This is a genomic window from Dactylosporangium sp. NPDC050688, assembly GCF_040654515.1.
Classification (GTDB): Bacteria; Actinomycetota; Actinomycetes; order Mycobacteriales; family Micromonosporaceae; genus Dactylosporangium.
Map to the genome: position 1 here is coordinate 34,325 of NZ_JBFAIC010000074.1, position 18,741 is coordinate 53,065.

An 18,741-nucleotide genomic window follows, 5' to 3' on the forward strand; every position below is an offset into this window, starting at 1 on the left:
CCTCATTTCGCGGCGGTCGGTAGGCTGTCGCAATTTCCGCGGGACTCCCGTCTCTCTGCAACCCCCTTCAGGAGAGGACGGTTTATGTCGATGCGTCGACGTACCGTGCGCGCACTGCTCGCCGCCCTGCTCGCCGCCGGCACGGTCGTGCCCCTCGCCGGATCCTCACCGGCGGCCGCGTCGACCCTCCCGGCCGGTTTCCAGGAGCAGGTCGTCTTCAGCGGCCTGACCAACCCGACCAACATCGAGTTCTCTCCTGACGGCCGCATCTTCGTCGCCGAGAAGCGCGGCCTGATCAAGGTCTACGACAGCCTGTCGGACCCGACCCCCGACGTCTTCGCCGACCTGCGCACCAACGTCCACGACCAGTGGGACCGCGGCCTGCTGGGCCTCGCGCTCGCGCCCGGCTTCCCCACCAACCCGTGGGTCTACGTCCTGTACTCCTACGACGCGCTGCCCGGCGGCACCGCGCCGAAGTGGAACGACGTCTGCCCGGACATCAACGACGGCAGCTGCGTCGTCACCGGCCGGCTGTCGAAGCTGCAGGCCAGAGGTAACCAGATGACCGGCGCCGAGCAGGTGCTGATCACCGACTGGTGCCAGCAGTTCCCCAGCCACTCCGTCGGCGACCTGCGCTTCGGCGCCGACGGCGCGCTCTACGCCTCCGCCGGCGACGGCGCCGGCTTCAGCGTCACCGACTACGGCCAGTTCGGAAGCCCCGCGAACCAGTGCGGCGACCCGCCGTCGGGGTTCGGCACGGCGCTGACCCCGCCCACCGCCGAGGGCGGCGCGCTGCGCTCGCAGGACCTGCGCACCACCGCCGACCCGACCGGGCTCAACGGCACGGTCATCCGGATCGACCCCGTCACCGGCGCGGCGCTGCCGACGAACCCCAACTTCGCCGCGGCCGACGCCAACGCCCGGCGGATCGTCGCCTACGGCATGCGCAACCCCTTCCGGTTCACCGTCAGGCCCGGCACCAACGAGGTGTGGAGCGGCGATGTCGGCTGGAACGTCTACGAGGAGATCAACCGGGTCGCCAACCCGCTCGCGGGCACGATCGGCAACTACGGCTGGCCGTGCCTCGAGGGCCCCGGCCCGCAGAGCGGCTACGACGGCGCGAACCTCAACCTGTGCGAGCCGATGTACGGCGCGAACCCGTCGGTGCCGAACGTCCAGCCGTACTACTCCTGGGGCCACGGCGCGAAGGTCGTCGCCGGCGAGGGCTGCCCGAGCGGGAGCTCCTCGTCCTCCGGCGTGGCGTTCTACCCGGACAGCGGCCCCTACCCGGCCGCCTACCGCGGCGCGATGTTCTTCTCCGACTACAGCCGCGACTGCATCTGGGCGATGATGCCCGCCACCGCCGGGGGCCTGCCGTCGACGTCGAACATCATGACGTTCGCCGCCGGCGCCGCCAACCCGGTCGACCTGGCCGTCGGCCCCGGCAACGAGCTGTACTACGTCGACCTCGGCGGCACCGTGCGCCGGATCCGCTACTACAGCGGCAACCAGCCGCCGGTCGCGGCGATCACCGTCAACCGCACCTCCGGCGGGATACCGCTGGCGTTGGCCTTCGACGGCACGACATCCTCGGACGCCGACCCCGCAGACCAGGGGATGCTCACCTACGAGTGGGACTTCGCCAACAACGGCACCATCGACTCCACCGGTCCGACCGCGAGCTTCGCGTACATCAGGCCGGGCACATACACGGCGAGGCTGCGCGTCACCGACACTCTCGGCGCCAGCAGCGAGAAGACGATCACCATCACGGCCGGCAACAACGCGCCGACCGCGGTCATCGACACGCCGGCCACCTCGTACACCTGGGCCGTCGGTGACACGGTCAGCTTCACCGGCCACGCGAGCGACCCGCAGCAGGGCACCCTGCCCGCATCCGCGCTCAACTGGACGATCGTGCTGCACCACTGCTCGTCGCCGGGCGTGTGCCACGAGCACCCGCTGCGGACGCTCAACGGCGTCGCCGGCGGGACGCTCACCGCGCCCGACCACGAGTACCCGTCATACCTGGAGCTCCGGCTGACAGCGACCGATGCCGGCGGGCTGACCAGCACCACCACCGTCAACCTGCAGCCGAAGACGGTCGACCTGACGTTCGTCAGCAACCCGGCCGGGCTCAACCTGACGGTCGGCGCGACGAGCCAGGCGGCGCCGTTCACCCGCACCGTCATCCAGGGCTCGACCAACACGGTCAGCGCGCCGACGCCGCAGCTGTACAACAACGTGCCGCAGGCCTTCAGCAGCTGGTCCGACGGCGGGGCGCAGACCCACGTGATCACCGCGCCGGCGACCGCCCGCACGTACACGGCCAGCTACACCTCATCCTGCGGGGACTCCTTCGGCTACGTCTGCTCGGCCTCGTCGCGGTCGTTCGTGCCGGCGGACGGCACGGTGCTGACGCTCACCGGTGACGACAACATGAGCCAGGTCTCGCTGCCGTTCGGCTTCAAGTTCTACGGCACGACCTACAGCTCGGCCTGGGTCGACACCAACGGCCGGCTGAGCTTCGCCAACCAGGGCGCCTCGGTCACGGCGCACGCCGCGACCCCGTCCACGGCGACGCCGAACGCGTCGGTCTACGCCTACTGGACCGATCTCGTCGTCGACGGCTCGGCCAGCGTCCGCACCGCGGTCACCGGCTCCGCGCCGAACCGGCAGTTCGTGGTCGAGTGGCGCAACGCCTACCAGTACGGGTTCACCAACCGGCGGATCAACGCCGAGGCGATCCTGTTCGAGAACGGCGACATCGTCACGAACTACTCCGGCATCGACAACGCCGCCGAGGCCGGCGCCTCGTCGACGGTCGGCATCGAGAACGCCGCCGGCACCGTCGGCATCCAGTACTCCAACAACACCTCGGCGCTGCAGAACGGCATGAGCGTGCTGTTCAAGGCGCCCGGCACGACGACCAGAACGGTGACCGGCACCGCGACCGGCATCGCGACCGGCACCGCGGCCGGCACGGTGACCGGCACGGTGACCAACCAGGGCAGCGGCGCGCCGGTCGCCGGGGTGACGGTGACGCTCACCCCTGAAGGGGCGACGAAGACCACCGCGGCCGACGGCACCTACACGTTCACCGGCGTGTCCGCCGGCTCGTACACGGTGACCGCCGCGATCGGCTCGGGCGGGCGGTGCGGCGGTGGCGGGGCCTCGGCCCCGGTGACCGTCTCCTCGGGCACCTCCACCGTCAACCTCGCGCTGACGCAGGGCACCGACGCGTTCGGCTACACGTGCGCCGCCGGGCCGCGCACGTTCATCGACGCCGACACGCCGCTCACCCTCACCGGTGACGACGCGATCGTGCAGCTGACCACGCCGTTCCCGGTCAAGCTGTACGGCACGTCGTACACCTCGGTCTGGGTCGACACCAACGGCAAGGCGAGCTTCGTCAACCCCGGCGCGACCGACGCCGACCACACGACGCTGCCGACCAGGCAGGCACCCAACGCGGCGGTCTACCCGTTCTGGTCGGACCTCGTCGTGGACGGCCAGTCCAGCGTCCGCACCGCGACCACCGGTGCGGCGCCGAACCGGGCCTACGTCATCGAGTGGCGCAACGTGCACCTGTACGGCAACACGTCGCGGCGCCTCACGTTCGAGGCGGTCTTCTACGAGAACGGCAACATCGCGTTCGCGTACAAGGACCTCGACAACGCCTTCGAGCAGGGCAGCAACGCCACCGTCGGGATCGAGAACGCCGCCGGGACCGTCGCCTACCAGTACGCCAACAACCAGCCGGTGCTGGTCAGCGGCAACGGGGTGCTCTTCCGCCCGCCGGCCTGATCAGCCCCGTTTCAGCTCCGCGGCCACCTGCCGCATGAGGTCGATCGAGGACTCATGCGGCAGGGCCATCCTGGCCAGCGCACGCAGCCCCTCGGTGTGCGCGGTGATCGTCTCCGGCTCCTCCAGCAGCTGCCCGCCCTTGTGCAGCATGCCGTCGTCGGCGCCGAACTCGAGCACCGTGAAGGCGCCCTCCCACCCGAGGTGGTAGCCGGCGTTGAACGGCACGATGCGCACGTCGGCGTACGGGCGCTGGGCGAACTCGACCGCGTGCTCGATCTGGTCGACCAGGACCGCCTCGTCGTCGTGCAGCGGCAGCCGCCGCAGTACCGACTCGTCGATCAGCGCCTGGAAGCGCGACGGCGCCTCCCGCTCGAACAGCTCGCTCTGCCGCCGCAGCCGGAACTCGACGCGCTGCTCGTGGTCGCCGGCCTTGAGCTCGGCGGTCGTCGCGCTCGCGTACCGCCGGGTCTGCATCAGCTCGGGGAACTGCATCGGCTCGAAGGTGCCGACGAACACCGCCTCCGCCTCGAAGCCCACGTAGCTGAGCAGCGGGCCCGGCAGGACGGCGCGGTACTCGTCCCACCACATCCGCCGTTTCGCGGCCCGGGCCAGCTCCAGCAGCTCGTCGACCAGCTGGGTGTCATGCAGCCGGTAGTAGGCCAGGAGGCTGCGCAGGTCGCTGACCGAGATGGCGACGGTGCCGTTCTCGATCCGGATCAGCTTTGACAGTGACCACTCCATTTCGGCGGCCACCAGGTCCTGGGTCAGTTCACGTTCCCGCCGGAGCCGTCGCAACTCGGCTCGAAGGCGGCGCTTGCCCACGATCGGTCCACTCATGGACTCTTCCCCCAAATCGCGTCCAGATGGCAACGCGGCGTCTCTACCCGATTCGCGGCGAATGCACCTGATGATTTCCGCCCGGGGATTTCAGCTTGACGGGTGCGCCGCCAGGGAGATCTCGGCCATCGCGCCGGCGGCCCCGGCGGGGCCGCTGCGCTGGGCGAGACTGAGCCCGACGAGGATGCCGGCGGCGACGGCCAGCGCCACGACGATCACGCCGGCGGCGATCCACCAGGCGGTCGCGCTGCTCACCGCGGGTTTGGGTGCGGGTTTGGGTACGGCCGCCGGTGGCTGCCGGGCGGCCCGGCGGCGCTGGGGTACGGCGGCCGCCGGGGTCGCCGCGGTGTCCTCGAGCAGCTGGGTCTGCACCGGCGGAGGTGGGGGCTGTTCCTCCGCCGGTGCATACGTGCCCTCATCCGCGAGATCGTCGTCCTCGACGGTCGCCCAGGGGGAGGGGCGGACGGTCCAGTCGGCCGCGCGCGCGTAGTAGACCGGTGCCTCCGGAGGATGCACGTCGCCACCCGGCTTCCGGGATGACGGCTCACGCGGGACCGGCGACGCTGCCGGTGGAGGGGCCGGTGGGAGCTGCGGTGCCGGTCGGTCCGGCGCGGTCGGTGCCCAGGGGGAGGGGGCGACCGGCCGGATCTGCGGCGCAGTCCGGGAGCGTGGCACCTCACGCGGAGGCGGGAAGTAGATCCCGTCCTCCATGTGGTCGTCGTCGCGACGCCTGTGGTGCCGGCCCTCGGTCATCGAGTTCCCTTCTCGTCGGCGAGGCCGCTACGCAGCGCAAGGATGAGGAAGCACGCTGCGGTCAACCTAGCACCGGGAACCGTCGATATGTGACTGCCCGGCTACCGCCTGATCAAGACGGTTCGCGGTATCTGAGGATCGCGCAAAAAGGACATTTCTCTGGAATCTCTCAGATCTGGTGCCGGCCCGCCGAATGTCCAGCACGTCCGAGCAGGTGGAGGGCCCTGTCGATGTCGGTCGATGTGCGTGCGGTGCGGTCGCATCCTGCGCTGGTTGGCGCACTGGCGCTCGCCGTCCTCAGCGCCGGCTGGCTGGCCGCCCAGTTGCCGCACGTGATCGTGCACCCCGCGATCGGCTGGATCCCGGCACCGCTCAGCGCCGGCCTCGCCGCCGCCGTGTGCTTGCGCACCAGCCGCGCCGCCGGTACCGGTGCCGCCGGCCGCTTCTGGCGCCACTTGAGCATCGTCATGCTCATGCTGCTCGGCGGCATCCTCAGCTGCGCGGTGGACTCCCTCACCGGGCCCGACGCGCCGACCCAGCGCTCCGGCGGCGTCACCATGACGCTGTACCTGGGCGCCGTGCTCGTCCTCGTCTGGGCGCTGGTGCGGCTGCCGGTCCGCCGGCGGCTGATCACCTTCGGGCTCGACCTCGCCGTCGTGGTCTGCGCGGTGAGCCTCATGACCTGGTTCTTCGCCGCCCGCGGCTCCGTCGAGCTGGCCCGGGTCACCGGCACCGCGTGGGCCATCTTCGGCGTGGTGGTCCTTGCCTTCGCCGGCTTGCTCGCCGTGGCCAAGGTCGCCCTGGCCGGCACCGGCGGCATCGACCCCGCCGCGCTGTGGGTCCTCGGCGGCACCGTCATCGCCGGCGCCGCCCTCGGCGCGGTCACGCCGCTGCTGGAGTCGCGCCCATACCTCAACGACTGCCACCTGTCGGTCCCGGTCTGCGGCTTCGGCGTCGTGCTCGCCGCCCTCCTGCAGCGGCACGCCGCGCCGTCCTCGCCGGCCGGCCCGCGCACCCCCGCCCGGCCCTTCAGCCTGCTGCCGTACGTCGCGGTCATCGTCGCCGACGGCTTCGTCCTGGCCGGGATCGGGCCCGACCAGCGCGACACCCGCATCCTCGTCGGCGGCTCCGTCGTGCTCACCCTGCTCGTCGTGGCCCGCCAGCTGGTATCCCTGTACGAGAACACCAGTCTCCTGGCCCGCGTCGACGCCAGCATGCTCGAGCTGCGCCGGCACGAGCGCCGCTTCCGCTCCCTCGTGCAGAATTCCGCCGACATCTTCTCCATCGCCGGCGCGCCTGGGCGGGTCACGTACGCCAGCCCCAGCCTCCTGCGCTTCCTCGGCCTCGCCGCCGAGCAGGTCCTCGGCGACACCATCAGCGACCGTATCCACCCCGACGACCTCACCGACTTCCGCCGCCGGCGCCCCGCGCCCGCCAGCACCGTCACCGTGCAGCTGCGGCTGCGCCACGCGGACGGCGACTGGCGCTGGTTCGAGGTCGTCCGCAGCAACCTCCTGCACGACCCCAGCGTCCGCGGCATCGTCAGCAACGCCCGCGACATCACCGAGGCGCGCCGGTACCAGGACCAGCTGAGCTACCAGGCCTCGCACGACGCCCTCACGGGCCTGGCCAACCGGACCCTCTTCAACGCCGCCACCGCCGAGGCCGTCCGCGCCGCGCAGACCTCCTCCTGCGGGCTCGCCCTCGCCCTCGTCGACCTCGACGACTTCAAGGCCATCAATGACCGCCTCGGCCACGCCGTCGGCGACGCCCTCCTCGTCGAGGTCAGCGAGCGCCTGCGGGCCAGCGTCCGCCCCGGCGACACCGTGGCCCGCCTCGGCGGCGACGAGTTCGCCGTCCTGCTGCCCAACGCCACCGCCGCCGAGAGCGCCCGCATCGCCGAGGCCTTCATCGACGCCCTCGCCGCCCCGGTCCGCGCCGCCGGCTACGAGCTGCTCATCCAGGCGAGCATCGGCCTGGCCCGGCACACCGTCGACTGCGACGCCAGCGACCTGCTCCGCCGCGCCGACATGGCCATGTACGCGGCGAAGGAGCTCGGCAAGAGCCGCTGGGTCGAGTACGGCCCCGAGCTGGACGCCCACGCCGTCGAGCACGCCCAGATCGCCGCCGAGCTCAGCCAGGCCCTCGACCGTGACGAGCTGTTCGTGCTCTACCAGCCCATCGTCGGCCTCCCCGCCGGCGACGTCCGCGGCGTCGAGGCCCTCGTCCGCTGGCGCCACCCGACCCGCGGCCTGGTCTCACCCGTCGCCTTCATCCCCGTCGCCGAACGCACCGGTCTCATCGTCCCCATCGGCGCCTGGGTCCTGCACCAGGCCTGCTTGCAGGGCGCCGAGTGGGCCCGCACCCTCGGCGACCGGGCCCCCTGGAAGATCAGCGTCAACGCCTCCGCCCGCCAGCTGCTGGAACCCTCCTTCGTCGCCACCGTCGCCGCCACCCTCTCCGACACCGGCCTCGACCCCGCCCGCCTCACCATCGAGATCACCGAGACCGCCGTCTTCGGCGGCGGCCGCGCCCTGGACACCGTCCGCGCCCTCCACGCCCTCGGGGTGAAGATCGCCCTGGACGACTTCGGCACCGGCCACTCCTCCCTCGGCCTGCTGCGCACCTGCCCCGTCGACGTGCTCAAGGTCGACAAGTCCTTCGTCGACGGCGTCACCGGTACCGTCGAACAGGAGGCGATCGCGACCTCCATCAGCGAGATCGCCCAGGCCCTGCGCCTGGAGGCGGTCGCCGAGGGCGTGGAGACCGCGGAACAGGCGACGCGGCTGCTGGAGCTGGGCTACCACCTGGCGCAGGGCTTCCACTTCGCCCGCCCACTGCCGGCAGCGAAGATCGCCCCACTGTGCGTCCCCGAACCGTCCCTGACCTGAACCCCCTGGGCCGCTCCGATCCCGTCGCGGTCGCGACCGGCTCGCTTGCGATCGTGCCCGCTTGGTCTTGCCTGGCTGGTCTTGCCTGGCTGATCTTGCCTGGCTGATCTTGCCTGGCTGATCTTGCCTTGTTGATCTTGTCCGGTTGATCGAAGTCGCGTCGTGGTCGCCCGGATGGCCGGGACGCGACTTGGATCATCACAGTGGCCGGCCAGCGGGGCGGCGACCACCGGATGCTGCGCGCAGTGCCAGCGGCAACGAGCATCGAGGGCTCCGGGGCGGGACCCCAGGGCCGGCCCGCGGCGCCGGCCGCGTGTGGCCAGTGACCCTGGCCGGGTTTCGGTCGTACCCCGACCCCGACCACCGTCGCGCCGCCATCGCATCAGGCGGCGGCGCGATCGTGCACACGGCAGGGACGGCAGCAAGGGTCCGTCGGCTGGCTGAGGTCCGCGCCCCCACCGCGGAGGGGAGTCGCTCGCCGGACGGCGGACGGCCAGACGGCCTGTGAGCCGGATGGACGGCCCGCCAATCGGACGGCTGGACCGCTAACGGACGGCCCGACGGCTTGTGAACCGGACGGCTGGCCCGCTAACCGGACGGCCCGACGGCTTGTGAACCGGACGGACGGCCCGCTAACCGGACGGCCAGACGGCCTGTGAACCGGACGGACGGCCCGCTAACCGGACGGCCAGACGGCCTGTGAACCGGACGGACGGCCCGCCAATCGGACGGCCGGTCGGACGGCCTGCTGGTCGGCCGCCGCCGGCAGACGAGCGCACCGGCCGGACAGCCCGCAATGGGGCGCCCTGCCGCACGGCCCGCTAAGCCGACAGCCTGCTAACCGGACGGTCCGCTGGTCGGACGGCCCGCCGGCAGGCGAGCGCACCCAGCCAGCGATCGCGCCGGCAGCGGTCGCACCGGCCCGCGGGCACGCCGGTCAGCGACCTGCCATCCGGACAACCGCCAACCGCCGACCGCAGGCCGGGACGCCACGAGCCCGGCGGGCCGGCGCCGGCGGGCTGGCACGAGCGGACGAGGCACTCCAGAGGGGGGTGGCGTGCCTCGTCCGCGTCCGGTGGGCCGCGCTGTGTCGGAGGATGTCAGGTCAGGCGGTCATGCCCCACATCGCGGCGAACGCGGCCGCCTCGCCGGCCAGCCAGCGCTCGATCTCACCCTGCTTGAGCGCAGGGTCCGGCCGCAGGACGTCGCCGCGGCGCAGGTCCACGAGGACGGGGGTGGCGTTGGGCAGGACGAGGTCCATGTGGCGGCTCATCAGGTGCAGGGTGGCGACGGCGGCCTCGTCCTGCGGCGGGTCCTCGTCGAAGTGCAGGCGGACCGCCTCGCCGTGACCGTCCGCATACCGTAGGCCGAAGTGCGGGTTGATCTTCACGGGGAGACTGCCCAGCATGCCGAGGGCGTCGCGGGTCGGAGTGATCTCCACCTGGGACAGGTCACCGAGCGACTCGATGTAGCGCAGCGCGCCCGGGACGACCGACTCGTACAGCGGGCGCCACCGCGGGTTCACCTGGTCGACGACCGCGTTGAGGTAGGTGCCGCCGGTCCGGAACCGGATGTCCGCCTTCAGCGCCTTGACGAGCTGACCGTGCGGGTTGAAGCCGGAGCCCGACTCACGCTGACGGCGCAGGCCGCCCACGAAGCTCGCCTTGCGCGGACCGGTGCGGCCGACATAGCGCGTGAAACTCAACAGGGTTGCGTACGGAACGGACCCCGGGGTGACGGTGGACACGGTCACTTGCGCTCTCCTCCCAGCCAACGAAACCGGCTCAAGAACCCCAGCTCAAGAGCGACTTTCGTACACACATTCTAATCGATCGGGGCGACATTTCCCAGTCGCGGGCAACAGTCTGTGAAACACACCGCTTAAGTAGGTAAGGTGGTCGCCATGACGACGTTCCACTGGTTCCTGCCGACCACCGGCGACGGCGATCAGGTCGGTGCGGCGACTGTCGCCGCGGGTGCCGCCGCGCACGTGCGGACCCCCACCGTCGCGTACCTGTCCGAGGTCGCCCGGGCAGCGGAGGAGGCGGGGTTCGCCTCGGTGCTGACCCCCGTCGGCGCCGGCTGCCTGGATCCCCTCGTCATGTGTACTGCGATCGCCCAGCACACGACCACGCTGCGCATGCTGGTCGCGTTCCGGGCCGGGTTCACCCTGCCGACGCTGCTGGCCCAGCAGGCGGAGGCGTTCCAGTGGATCTCCGGCGGCCGGCTCGCCCTCAACGTCGTCACGGGCGGTGACCAGCAGGAGCAGCGGGCCTACGGCGACTTCGTCGAACATGACGCCCGCTATGCCCGCACCGCCGAGTATCTGCAGGTCCTGTGCAAGACGTGGAAGGGTGAGCGGTTCGACTTCCACGGCGACTACTACCACGTCGAGTGCGGCGGCCTCGGTACCCCACTCGCCGACGTCCCGCCGATCTACTTCGGTGGCGCGTCCCCGGCCGCGGAGGACGTGGCCGCCCGGCACGCCGACGTCTACCTGATGTGGGGCGAGCCACCGGCCGCGATCGCGGAGCGGGTCGCCCGGATGCGCGCCAAGGCCGCCGAGCACGGCCGGACCCTGCGCTTCGGCCTGCGGATCCACGTCATCGTCCGCGACGACGCCGACCAGGCGTGGGCCGAGGCCGACCGGCTCCTGCGCGGCATGGACCCGGCGCGGATCGCCGCGGCGCAGGCGAGGTTCGCCCGGATGGACTCCGTCGGCCAGGCCAGGATGACGGCCCTCAACGCCGGCACGGCCGACGGCCTGGTCATCGCCCCGAACCTGTGGGCCGGCGTCGGCCTGGTCCGCGAGGGCGCCGGGACCGCACTGGTCGGCAGCCCCGCCGAGATCCGGGCCCGCCTGGCCGAGTACGAGGGCGTCGACGAATTCATCCTCTCCGGCTGGCCACACCTCGAGGAGGCCCACCGCGTCGGCGCGGCAGTGCTCAACCAGAGCCTGACACCTGTCCCGGCCTGAAGTACGCAGCCCCGCCCGGGCCGGCACGCGGTGCTGACCCGGGCCGGTCGGCCAGCGTCCGGTCGGCTGGCATCCGGTCGGCTCGGTGTCGTGTCGTCCCAGCCTCCCAGTGAGCCCAGCCTCCCGGTGAGCCCAGCATCCGGTCAGCCCAGCCGTCGGTCCGGCGGACGGTCGGCGTCGAGCTCGCCGGTGCTCAGCCGGAGATGGTGCTCAGCCGGAGATCAGGTCCGACACAGGTCCGAGCATGAGCCGCGTGCCGAACGCCAGTGATGCCAGCGACACGACGACGAAGAACGCGACGAAGATGATCGCCGGCACGCGCGTCAGCCGCCCGATCTGGTCGGCGTCGGAGTTCGGCGCCTGGCGGCGGAACCTGGACTGCTGCAGCTCGAACACGGCCCTGACCCCGCCGAGCAGCATGAACCACGAGAAGGCGTACGCGAACGCGCCCTGCACCTGCGGCGAGCCGAACCACGAGACCCCGAAGATGATCGCACCGGCGACGACGACGGAGACCACGCCGTAGACGTTGCGGATCATGACGAGCATCGCGGCGAGCAGGGCCAGCAGCAGCCAGAGCAGGATCGTGATGCGGCCTGCGCCGAGGATCGCGGCCGCGCCGAGCCCGAGCAGCGACGGCGTGATGTACCCCGCCAGCCCGGTCACCACCATGCCCAGCCCGTTGGGCCGGCCCTTCGACAGGGTCAGGCCCGACGTGTCGGAGTGCAGCCGGATCCCGGAGAGCCGCCGCCCGCTCAGCACCGCGGCCAGGGCGTGCCCGCCCTCGTGCGCGATGGTGATGAAGTTGCGCATGACCCGCCACGCCGGTCGTAACAGCACCGCCAGCAGCGCGACCACGGCCGTGGCGATGACGACCTCGCGTGGAGGTGCGGGCAGGCGGCTGAATGCGTCGCTCAACACATCGAACACGAATGCAGAGCCTGCCACCTGACGTGTTGAATGAACAGCGTGGAGATCAGGCGCTTTGTCGACACCGACTGGCACGGCAGCGAGCACGACGGTGGCGGGCACGGCGTCTGGGACGTGTGGCACGAGGTCGTGTCGGCCGGTGAGAGCTATGACAACGACCCCGAGTCCACCGAGCAGGACGCCCGCACGCACTGGCTGCTCCCGCCGCCCTTCGAGGTCTGGGTGGCGGTCGAGGATGGCGAGGTGCTCGGCACGTACAAGGTCGGGCCCAACAAGGGCCGCCTCGGCGACCACGTGGCCAACGCCAGCTTCATGGTGTCGACCCGCGCGCGGGGCCGCGGCTTGGGCCGTGCGCTCGGTGAGCACTGCCTCGCCCGGGCCCGCGAGCTCGGCTACGTCGCGATGCAGTTCAACGCGGTCGTCTCCACCAACACCGTGGCCGTGCGGCTGTGGCGCTCGCTCGGCTTCATCATCGTCGGCACGGTTCCCGACGGATTCCGCAGCACGAAACACGGGTTGGTCGACTTCCATATCATGTATCGGCAGCTGTAAAGGTCCCCGACGCTCGGCGGGTCCCCCATGAGGGGAGTAATGCCTGGTAACGGTTGTGACCTTCATCTTGCGTTCTGTACGAATACCCCGATGCGTACTCCCCCCGAAGCGCGCGACGACACCGACGACCACCTCCGGTCGCTCGGCGAGGACCTCACGGGTTACCGCATCGGCGACGCCTACCAGCTGGTCGAGCCGATCGGTGGCGGCGGCACCGGCACCGTGTGGCGGGCCCGCGCCCTGCAGGGCGACGACGAGGTCGCCGTCAAGCTGCTGCGTGAGGACCTCATGGCGGAGCCGAAGGCGGTCAACCGCTTCGTGCAGGAGCGCGCGATCCTGCTCATGCTGCGCCACCCGCACATCGTGCGGGTCCGTGACCTGGTGACGGTCGGCACGTCGCTCGGCCTCGTCATGGACCTCGTCAACGGCGGCAGCCTCCGTGACCACCTGCACGAGCAGGGCACCCTGGCGCCCGCCTCGGCCGCGACGCTGCTCGCCCAGGTCGCCGACGCGTTGTCGGAGGCGCACCGGCGCGGCATCGTGCACCGCGACCTGAAGCCCGACAACATCCTGCTCGACCGCGAGGGCAACGAGCCGCACACCCGGCTCACCGACTTCGGCATCGCGCGGGTGCTCGACACGCCCAGCATGACCACGCCGGGCGCGCTCGTCGGCACCGCGAACTACATCGCCCCCGAGGCCGTCTACGGCGGGCGGCCCGCACCGTCCGCCGACGTCTACGCCCTTGGCGTGGTGCTCTTCGAGCTGGTCACCGGGCGGCCGCCCTACGCCGGCGGCCCGGCCTGGGCGATCCTGCGCCGGCACGTGGACGAGTCGCCGCAGCGTGTGGAGGGCATGCCTGAGGCGGTCTGGCGGGTCGTGGAGGCCTGCATGGACAAGCGCCCAGGCCGCCGCCCGTCGGCAAAGGAACTGGCGCATGCTTTGCGCGTCGTGGCGAAGCGCACCGCCGCCGACCCGCCGCTGCCGCCCCAACCCGTGATCCATGAGCTGCCCTCCTTCGACCCGCCGGTGCCGAAGCCCCGACCGCCGACATCATCGCGCTCACGTATGACAATTCTGGCGGTGGTACTGGCGGCGATCGCCGTCGTCTCCGTGCCCGCCTGGCGGGTCGTGCACCGGCCGAGCACGCAGACCGCGATCGAGCGGGCGGACCCGCCCCGGGCCGGCTCCGACGACCAGGCGGCGAAGCCGCAACCCACCGTGGCGGCGGGCGCCAGTCGTACACAAGGCAGCGCACGAATGGACGCGAGCGGCCCTACGCGCTCCGCCGGGCCCGTCGAGGCCATCGTGTGGGGCGGCTGGCAGTGCGCGGACCAGTACACCTGGGACCTGGGCCACCCGCTGCTGGCCCAGCCGTGTCATCAGCTCAGCGCGGTCGCCGTCCGCATGATCGGGCATGCGCAGGCGCTGCCGGCCATCCAGGCCGACATCTCGATCTCGCTCGTCGACGCGGACACGGGAGCCGTCGTGGACGGGCCCCACGTGTGCCCGCAGCAGATGTTCACCGACTTCGCCCCGAGCCACGACTGCGGCCCGTTCGACGTCACCCCGCCGCGCGGTCACCGGTACCTCGTGCTGCAGAAATGGGTCTACACCAACCGCGCGATCCTGCCCGGCGGAGAGGCCGGCGGACCCGAGTTCGACTGGTAGGAAAGCCCGCGGAAATTGTCGTACCCATGTGGTGAGGTGTCGCCATGATAGCCACCGAGCCCCCGGGCCTCGATCAACTTCTCGCCGAGCACTGTAAGGACATCGCCGCACTCGCCCGCCACCTGCGCGACGTCATCGTCAAGGCGCGGCCCGACCTGACCGAGCGGGTCTACAGCGGCTGGCACGGGCTGGGTTTCCACCATCCCGAGCGCGGCTATGTGGCCGCCATCTTCCCTGGCGCCGACGGGGTCTCGGTCGGCTTCGAGCGCGGCGCCGACATGCCCGACCCGCACGGGCTGCTGCGCGGCACCGGCAAGCGGCTGCGCTATCTGCACTTCACCCTCGGCGACTCCGCGCCGACGCACGAGCACCTGATCGAGTATCTGGACCTCGCCATCCCGTAGCGGTCAGGCGTCGGCCGCCACCGGCAGGCCGTCGGAGCGCATCGCACGGCCGTCCTCGGTGACGACCGCGCACTCATGGCCGGGCAGCTGGGCCAGCCAGTCGATGCCCGCCTCGCCCATCGCCAGGGCCGCCGTGGCGTAGGCGTCCGCCGTGCCGAGCTCCGGCCCGACGACGGTCACCGAGCGCAGGGCGGCAGCCGGCTCACCGGTGAAGGGATCGAAGACATGCAGACCACGCTCATACGTGCCAGACGTCGCCACCGCCATGTCGGTCACCTCCAGGACCCACGCCAGCGACATCGCCTCCCAGGGGTGGCGCACCCCAACCCGCCATGCCGAGCGTCCGGCCGCCGCGCCGCGGACGAAGACGTCACCGCCGGCGTTCAGGCAGTGGTGCGAGGAGCCGTGCAGCCGCAGACGGTCGCAGGCGCGCTGCACCGCCCATCCCTTCACGTAGCCCGACGGGTCGAGCGAGCCACCGGCCATGATGTCGAAGTAGCCCCGCGTCTCGTCCCACAGCTCCGCGCACCGGTCGAGGACCTCACCGACCATCGGCGAGCAGTCCTCCCGCCGCAGCTCGCCGCGGCCCAGCCGGCTGATCTCGCTGTCCGCCTTGTAGGTGCTGAAGGTCACGTCGACCACTCGCAGCCAGTCGAAGACCTCGTCGGCGAGGCGTTCCAGCTCCGGGGCCGGCAGTGGGTCGGCGAGGTCGAGGCTCACCGCCATGCCCATCACGTGTTCGACGCGCACCAGCACTGGTCAGGCCTGCAGCGCGCGATCGATCGCCGACTGCAGCGACAGCTTGTAGCCCGAGCTCGTGTAGGTCGCCCCCGAGACCGTGTCGATGTTGGCGCTCTGTGCGGCAAGCGCCTGCGCCTTGAGCTTCGGCAGTGCGCTGTTGTTGATCTGTACGGATCGCGAATGGTCGCTCGGCGAGTCCAGCACCTTGATGTCGGTGATCTTGCCGCCGGAGACGACGATCGACAGCTCGACAGAGCCGTACTCGACATAGACGCTGGTGCCGCCGAAGGTGCCGTCCTTCATGGTGGTGCGCGGCGGCTTGGGCGCGGCAGTGGTCGGCTTCGGCGCGCTCGTCGTCTTCGTGCCGCCTCCCGCCGGGGGCGCGGCCGTGGTCGTCATGGTGGTGGCTCCGCCGTTGCCGGGCGGCATCGACCCCGCGGGGGCGGGACCGCTGGACGGCGGCGGCACCGAGCCGCTCGGGACGGGACCGGTCGCGCCGGCGGCCTGCGGGTTCAGGGGCCGGTCGGTGGGGCTGCTGAAGCCGGCCTTGGCACTCACCAGCAGGACGGTGCCCGCCGCGGTGCCCATCAGGGCGATCATCGCGCGTCTCACGAAGGACCAACTCTCAGAAACGGGAGCACAGCTCTAAAACTCGAAGGGATCGAGGTGGATCTGCCGCCGCGGCACCCGCAGCCGCCGCAGCACCTGCAGCGACTGCGTGACCAGTCCGTCGGGCCCGCACAGGTAGATGTCACGTTCGGTGATGTCGGGCACCAGCTCGCGCATGCCGGCCGGGGTGAACAGGCGCCGCGGACCCGGGTCGCGCCGGTCGCCGACGACGAACCACAGCGTGGCGTGCCGCAGGTCTGCGAGGTGCTCCAGCTCGTCCCGCAGGTGCAGGTCGTGGACCGCCGACGCCCGGTAGATCACCACGGCGCCGGGCGGCAGCTCCTCCAGCAGCGCGCGGATCGGCCCGATGCCGCTGCCGGCCGCGATGAGCACGGTGCGCGACTTGACCCGCCGGCTCGCGGTGAAGTCACCCCACGGGCCCTCGACGAAGATCCGCACGCCCGGCCGCAGGTCACGCAGCGCGTTGGTGTGGCTGCCGACCGTCTTCACGGTGAGCCGCAGCCAGCGCCCGTTCGGCGCGGCGGACAGCGAGAAGGGGTGCGCCTGCCACCACAGCCCCCGCGACAGGAAACGCCACCGGAAGAACTGCCCGGCCTGCGCGTCCAGGTCGTGCAGGCGGTTGCCGGTGATGTAGATCGACACCATGTCGGGGCCCTCGGCCACCACGTCCGCCACCTGCAGGCGGTGCCGCAGGTTCAGCGTCAGCGGTGCCACGATCCGGCCCCACACGACGGCGCAGATCATGACGGCGTAGAAGACCGTCCACAGCGTCCGCCCGAGACCCGGCTTGAACAGCTCCTGCCCGTTGGAGAACTGGTGCGCGAAGCCGAGCAGCAACGCCAGGTAGGCGGTCAGGTGCAGGAAGTACCACAGCTCGTAGGGCAGGGCCCGGCGCAGCCCGCGGATGCTCAACAGGCCGATGCACACCAGCATGCCGGCCGCCAGGAAGGCGGTGACCATGTCCTCGTACTCGGTGAGGATCGTGCCGAGCTCGCTGACGAAGCCGACCCGGTCCGCGTACGCGTAGCCGACCGTGATCAGCGCCGCGTGGGTGAGGATCGTGATCAGCACCGAGCCGCCGAGCTCGCGGTGCCACAGCCCGAGGTGGCGGGCGCCGATCCAGCGCTCGAGGACGGCCAGCCGGCTCATCAGGATGATCTGCACCAGCAGCAGATAGCCGGCGATCAGGCCCGTGACCCGCCCGGCCGACTGGAAGATCTCGGCGGTCGTGTCGATCGAGCCGGGCTTCGTGCCCAGCCACCACGGCAGCAGGGCGAGCGCGAGGCCACCCCAGAACAGGGTGCGCAGCAGGAACCGTCCGGCGCCGTTGTGCTCGACGGGTCGTGCCGCCGGGGCGGCGAGGCTGCCAGCCTGACGTTGTTGCCGGGGGACAGTCATGGTTGATCTTGTCTCATGCGGTTCCACTGCTGTTGGTCGTATCAGAACCCGCTGGCCAAGGGCCATGGGCTTAAGCCGGACTTCAACCTGCGCACAAGATGCTCGCACGTGCACCTGGAGGGCGCCCGCCTAGAATGACTCGATGCAGCGGCTCTGGCGAATTGCCCTGATCGTCCTCGCGGTGCTCGCCGCGTCCGGAGCGACCGGGCTCGGCGTGGCGTACACGCTCGGCGTCTTCGCCGAAGCGGGGCGGTTCCAGGCCGCCCCCGGCTGCGCAGTGCTCGACGCGTCGTTGACGGCTGCGGTGGTACCGGCAGCGACCGTCGAAGCCGACGGCGACAACTGCACCGCCGGCGACGGCAAGACACAGCTCAACGTCGGCTTCACCGTCGTGTCGAAGCAGGGCACGGTCGGCGGCCCCGAGCTCGCGTCCCGCTATCTCGACGTGGTCGGCGGCTCCGGCTCCGAGCGCCTCGACGGCGTCGGCGACCAGGCGATCCGGCAGCGGGTCCAGGCGATCGGCCAGCCGCAGATCATCACGATGCGGGTCAGCAACCTGATCGTGGTCCTGTCGGTGGCCAACCTCGACGGCGGCGAACTGCCCGCGTCGGCGGACACAGGGCTGGTCGAGGTCGCCAGGTCGCTCGCGGCCAAGCTGAACACCTGACGGCTCGCCGGCCTGAGGGTCGGGAGGCTCCGCGAGTCCAGGCCGTGATCGAAGGCGCTCCGCGGTCGTGGGGATGACCGGGGCGCGACTTTGATCATGGGTCGACGGGTCGCGGGGACGTTCGCACCCCGGCCGGGCGGCAACCCGGCCGGGCGGAAGGACGCCGTCTCCCGGACGGTCCGGCTGTGTTGCAGACCCGGGGCGCGCTTGGCGACGCGGGTGCCGTGACCGGCCGCCGCGAGAGCGTGCCGTGTGGTGCAGTCGTGCGGCTCCTTGCATCCGCGGTGGCGGCCCGGCGGGCCAGTGGCCCGGTGGCCCGGTGGTCCAATGGCCCGGCGGCGTGGCGGCGTGGCGGCGTGGCGGCCCGGCGGCCCGGCGGCCCGGCGGCCTGGCGGCCTGGCGGCCTGGCGGCCTGGCGGCCTGGTACCGGATCTGTCTGCGCACGTTCAGCGCGCAGGAGAGCAGGGCGGTCATCGCCACCAC

Annotated in this window: 14 protein-coding genes; 7 read left to right on the top strand and 7 right to left on the bottom strand. The window is 71.5% G+C overall.

The features are described from left to right. Nucleotides 1-90 precede the first annotated feature (90 nt). Nucleotides 91-3,807 (top strand): PQQ-dependent sugar dehydrogenase, encoded by a 3,717-nt coding sequence (locus AB0H83_RS43385; protein ID WP_360106819.1) that lies wholly within the window; start codon nucleotides 91-93, stop codon nucleotides 3,805-3,807. Here AB0H83_RS43385 and AB0H83_RS43390 read toward each other — a convergent pair whose 3' ends face one another. Together AB0H83_RS43390 and AB0H83_RS43395 are read right to left on the bottom strand one after the other, a co-directional pair. Continuing rightward, a complete protein-coding gene (locus tag AB0H83_RS43390; protein WP_360106822.1) occupies nucleotides 3,808-4,644 on the bottom strand; it encodes a DUF5753 domain-containing protein in 837 nt (278 codons plus the stop codon). A gap of 90 nt (nucleotides 4,645-4,734) precedes the next feature. Then, nucleotides 4,735-5,160, bottom strand: coding sequence for a hypothetical protein (locus tag AB0H83_RS43395; protein ID WP_360106825.1), 426 nt, complete (start codon nucleotides 5,158-5,160; stop codon nucleotides 4,735-4,737). Nucleotides 5,161-5,648: 488 nt separating this feature from the next. On the opposite strand from AB0H83_RS43395, the gene AB0H83_RS43400 reads away from it, so the two are divergent. Next, on the top strand, nucleotides 5,649-8,288 hold the full coding sequence (locus AB0H83_RS43400) for an EAL domain-containing protein (protein ID WP_360106828.1): 2,640 nt from the start codon (nucleotides 5,649-5,651) through the stop codon (nucleotides 8,286-8,288). A gap of 1,105 nt (nucleotides 8,289-9,393) precedes the next feature. On the opposite strand, the gene AB0H83_RS43405 is transcribed toward AB0H83_RS43400, so the two are convergent. Further along, complete coding sequence (locus tag AB0H83_RS43405; RefSeq protein ID WP_360106831.1) at nucleotides 9,394-10,041, bottom strand: hypothetical protein; 648 nt, start codon at nucleotides 10,039-10,041, stop codon at nucleotides 9,394-9,396. 150 nt (nucleotides 10,042-10,191) lie between these two features. Here AB0H83_RS43405 and AB0H83_RS43410 point away from each other — a divergent pair, with 150 nt between their 5' ends. After that, nucleotides 10,192-11,265 (top strand): LLM class flavin-dependent oxidoreductase, encoded by a 1,074-nt coding sequence (locus AB0H83_RS43410; protein WP_360106834.1) that lies wholly within the window; start codon nucleotides 10,192-10,194, stop codon nucleotides 11,263-11,265. Nucleotides 11,266-11,475: 210 nt separating this feature from the next. Here AB0H83_RS43410 and AB0H83_RS43415 read toward each other — a convergent pair whose 3' ends face one another. Then, complete coding sequence (locus AB0H83_RS43415; protein ID WP_360106837.1) at nucleotides 11,476-12,195, bottom strand: M50 family metallopeptidase; 720 nt, start codon at nucleotides 12,193-12,195, stop codon at nucleotides 11,476-11,478. Between the two features lie 39 nt (nucleotides 12,196-12,234). Here AB0H83_RS43415 and AB0H83_RS43420 point away from each other — a divergent pair, with 39 nt between their 5' ends. The 3 genes from AB0H83_RS43420 to AB0H83_RS43430 all read left to right on the top strand — a co-directional run bounded on the left by AB0H83_RS43420 (nucleotide 12,235) and on the right by AB0H83_RS43430 (nucleotide 14,822). After that, the gene (locus tag AB0H83_RS43420; RefSeq protein ID WP_360106840.1) at nucleotides 12,235-12,747 is read left to right on the top strand and encodes a GNAT family N-acetyltransferase; all 513 of its coding nucleotides are present in this window, start codon (nucleotides 12,235-12,237) and stop codon (nucleotides 12,745-12,747) included. A 90-nt stretch (nucleotides 12,748-12,837) separates the two neighbouring features. Next, nucleotides 12,838-14,418, top strand: coding sequence for a serine/threonine-protein kinase (locus AB0H83_RS43425; RefSeq protein WP_360106843.1), 1,581 nt, complete (start codon nucleotides 12,838-12,840; stop codon nucleotides 14,416-14,418). Nucleotides 14,419-14,462: 44 nt separating this feature from the next. Next, a complete protein-coding gene (locus AB0H83_RS43430; RefSeq protein ID WP_360106846.1) occupies nucleotides 14,463-14,822 on the top strand; it encodes a DUF1801 domain-containing protein in 360 nt (119 codons plus the stop codon). Nucleotides 14,823-14,825: 3 nt separating this feature from the next. Here the strand turns inward: AB0H83_RS43430 and AB0H83_RS43435 are convergent, their stop codons facing one another. Genes AB0H83_RS43435 through AB0H83_RS43445 form a run of 3 tightly spaced genes read right to left on the bottom strand, consistent with a single transcriptional unit; the run spans nucleotide 14,826 to nucleotide 17,591 of the window. Further along, nucleotides 14,826-15,554, bottom strand: a complete 729-nt coding sequence (locus tag AB0H83_RS43435; RefSeq protein ID WP_360106864.1) for an FAD:protein FMN transferase — start codon at nucleotides 15,552-15,554, stop codon at nucleotides 14,826-14,828. A 27-nt stretch (nucleotides 15,555-15,581) separates the two neighbouring features. Beyond that, entirely contained in the window at nucleotides 15,582-16,151 is a 570-nt protein-coding gene (locus AB0H83_RS43440) for an FMN-binding protein (RefSeq protein ID WP_360106849.1), read from the bottom strand. A gap of 57 nt (nucleotides 16,152-16,208) precedes the next feature. Then, on the bottom strand, nucleotides 16,209-17,591 hold the full coding sequence (locus AB0H83_RS43445) for a ferredoxin reductase family protein (RefSeq protein ID WP_360106852.1): 1,383 nt from the start codon (nucleotides 17,589-17,591) through the stop codon (nucleotides 16,209-16,211). Between the two features lie 142 nt (nucleotides 17,592-17,733). Between AB0H83_RS43445 and AB0H83_RS43450 the strand changes: the two genes are divergently transcribed. Beyond that, nucleotides 17,734-18,258: a hypothetical protein gene (locus AB0H83_RS43450; protein ID WP_360106855.1), complete on the top strand. Its 525-nt coding sequence runs from the start codon at nucleotides 17,734-17,736 to the stop codon at nucleotides 18,256-18,258. Nucleotides 18,259-18,741 lie beyond the last annotated feature (483 nt).

Coding starts and splice junctions, on each gene's coding strand:
- AB0H83_RS43385 (WP_360106819.1), top strand. CDS start 91: ATGCGTCGACGTACCGTGCGCGCACTGCTCGCCGCCCTGCTCGCCGCC.
- AB0H83_RS43390 (WP_360106822.1), bottom strand. CDS start 4,644: ATGAGTGGACCGATCGTGGGCAAGCGCCGCCTTCGAGCCGAGTTGCGA.
- AB0H83_RS43410 (WP_360106834.1), top strand. CDS start 10,192: ATGACGACGTTCCACTGGTTCCTGCCGACCACCGGCGACGGCGATCAG.
- AB0H83_RS43425 (WP_360106843.1), top strand. CDS start 12,838: ATGCGTACTCCCCCCGAAGCGCGCGACGACACCGACGACCACCTCCGG.
- AB0H83_RS43430 (WP_360106846.1), top strand. CDS start 14,463: ATGATAGCCACCGAGCCCCCGGGCCTCGATCAACTTCTCGCCGAGCAC.
- AB0H83_RS43435 (WP_360106864.1), bottom strand. CDS start 15,554: ATGGGCATGGCGGTGAGCCTCGACCTCGCCGACCCACTGCCGGCCCCG.
- AB0H83_RS43440 (WP_360106849.1), bottom strand. CDS start 16,151: ATGGGCACCGCGGCGGGCACCGTCCTGCTGGTGAGTGCCAAGGCCGGC.
- AB0H83_RS43445 (WP_360106852.1), bottom strand. CDS start 17,591: ATGACTGTCCCCCGGCAACAACGTCAGGCTGGCAGCCTCGCCGCCCCG.
- AB0H83_RS43450 (WP_360106855.1), top strand. CDS start 17,734: ATGCAGCGGCTCTGGCGAATTGCCCTGATCGTCCTCGCGGTGCTCGCC.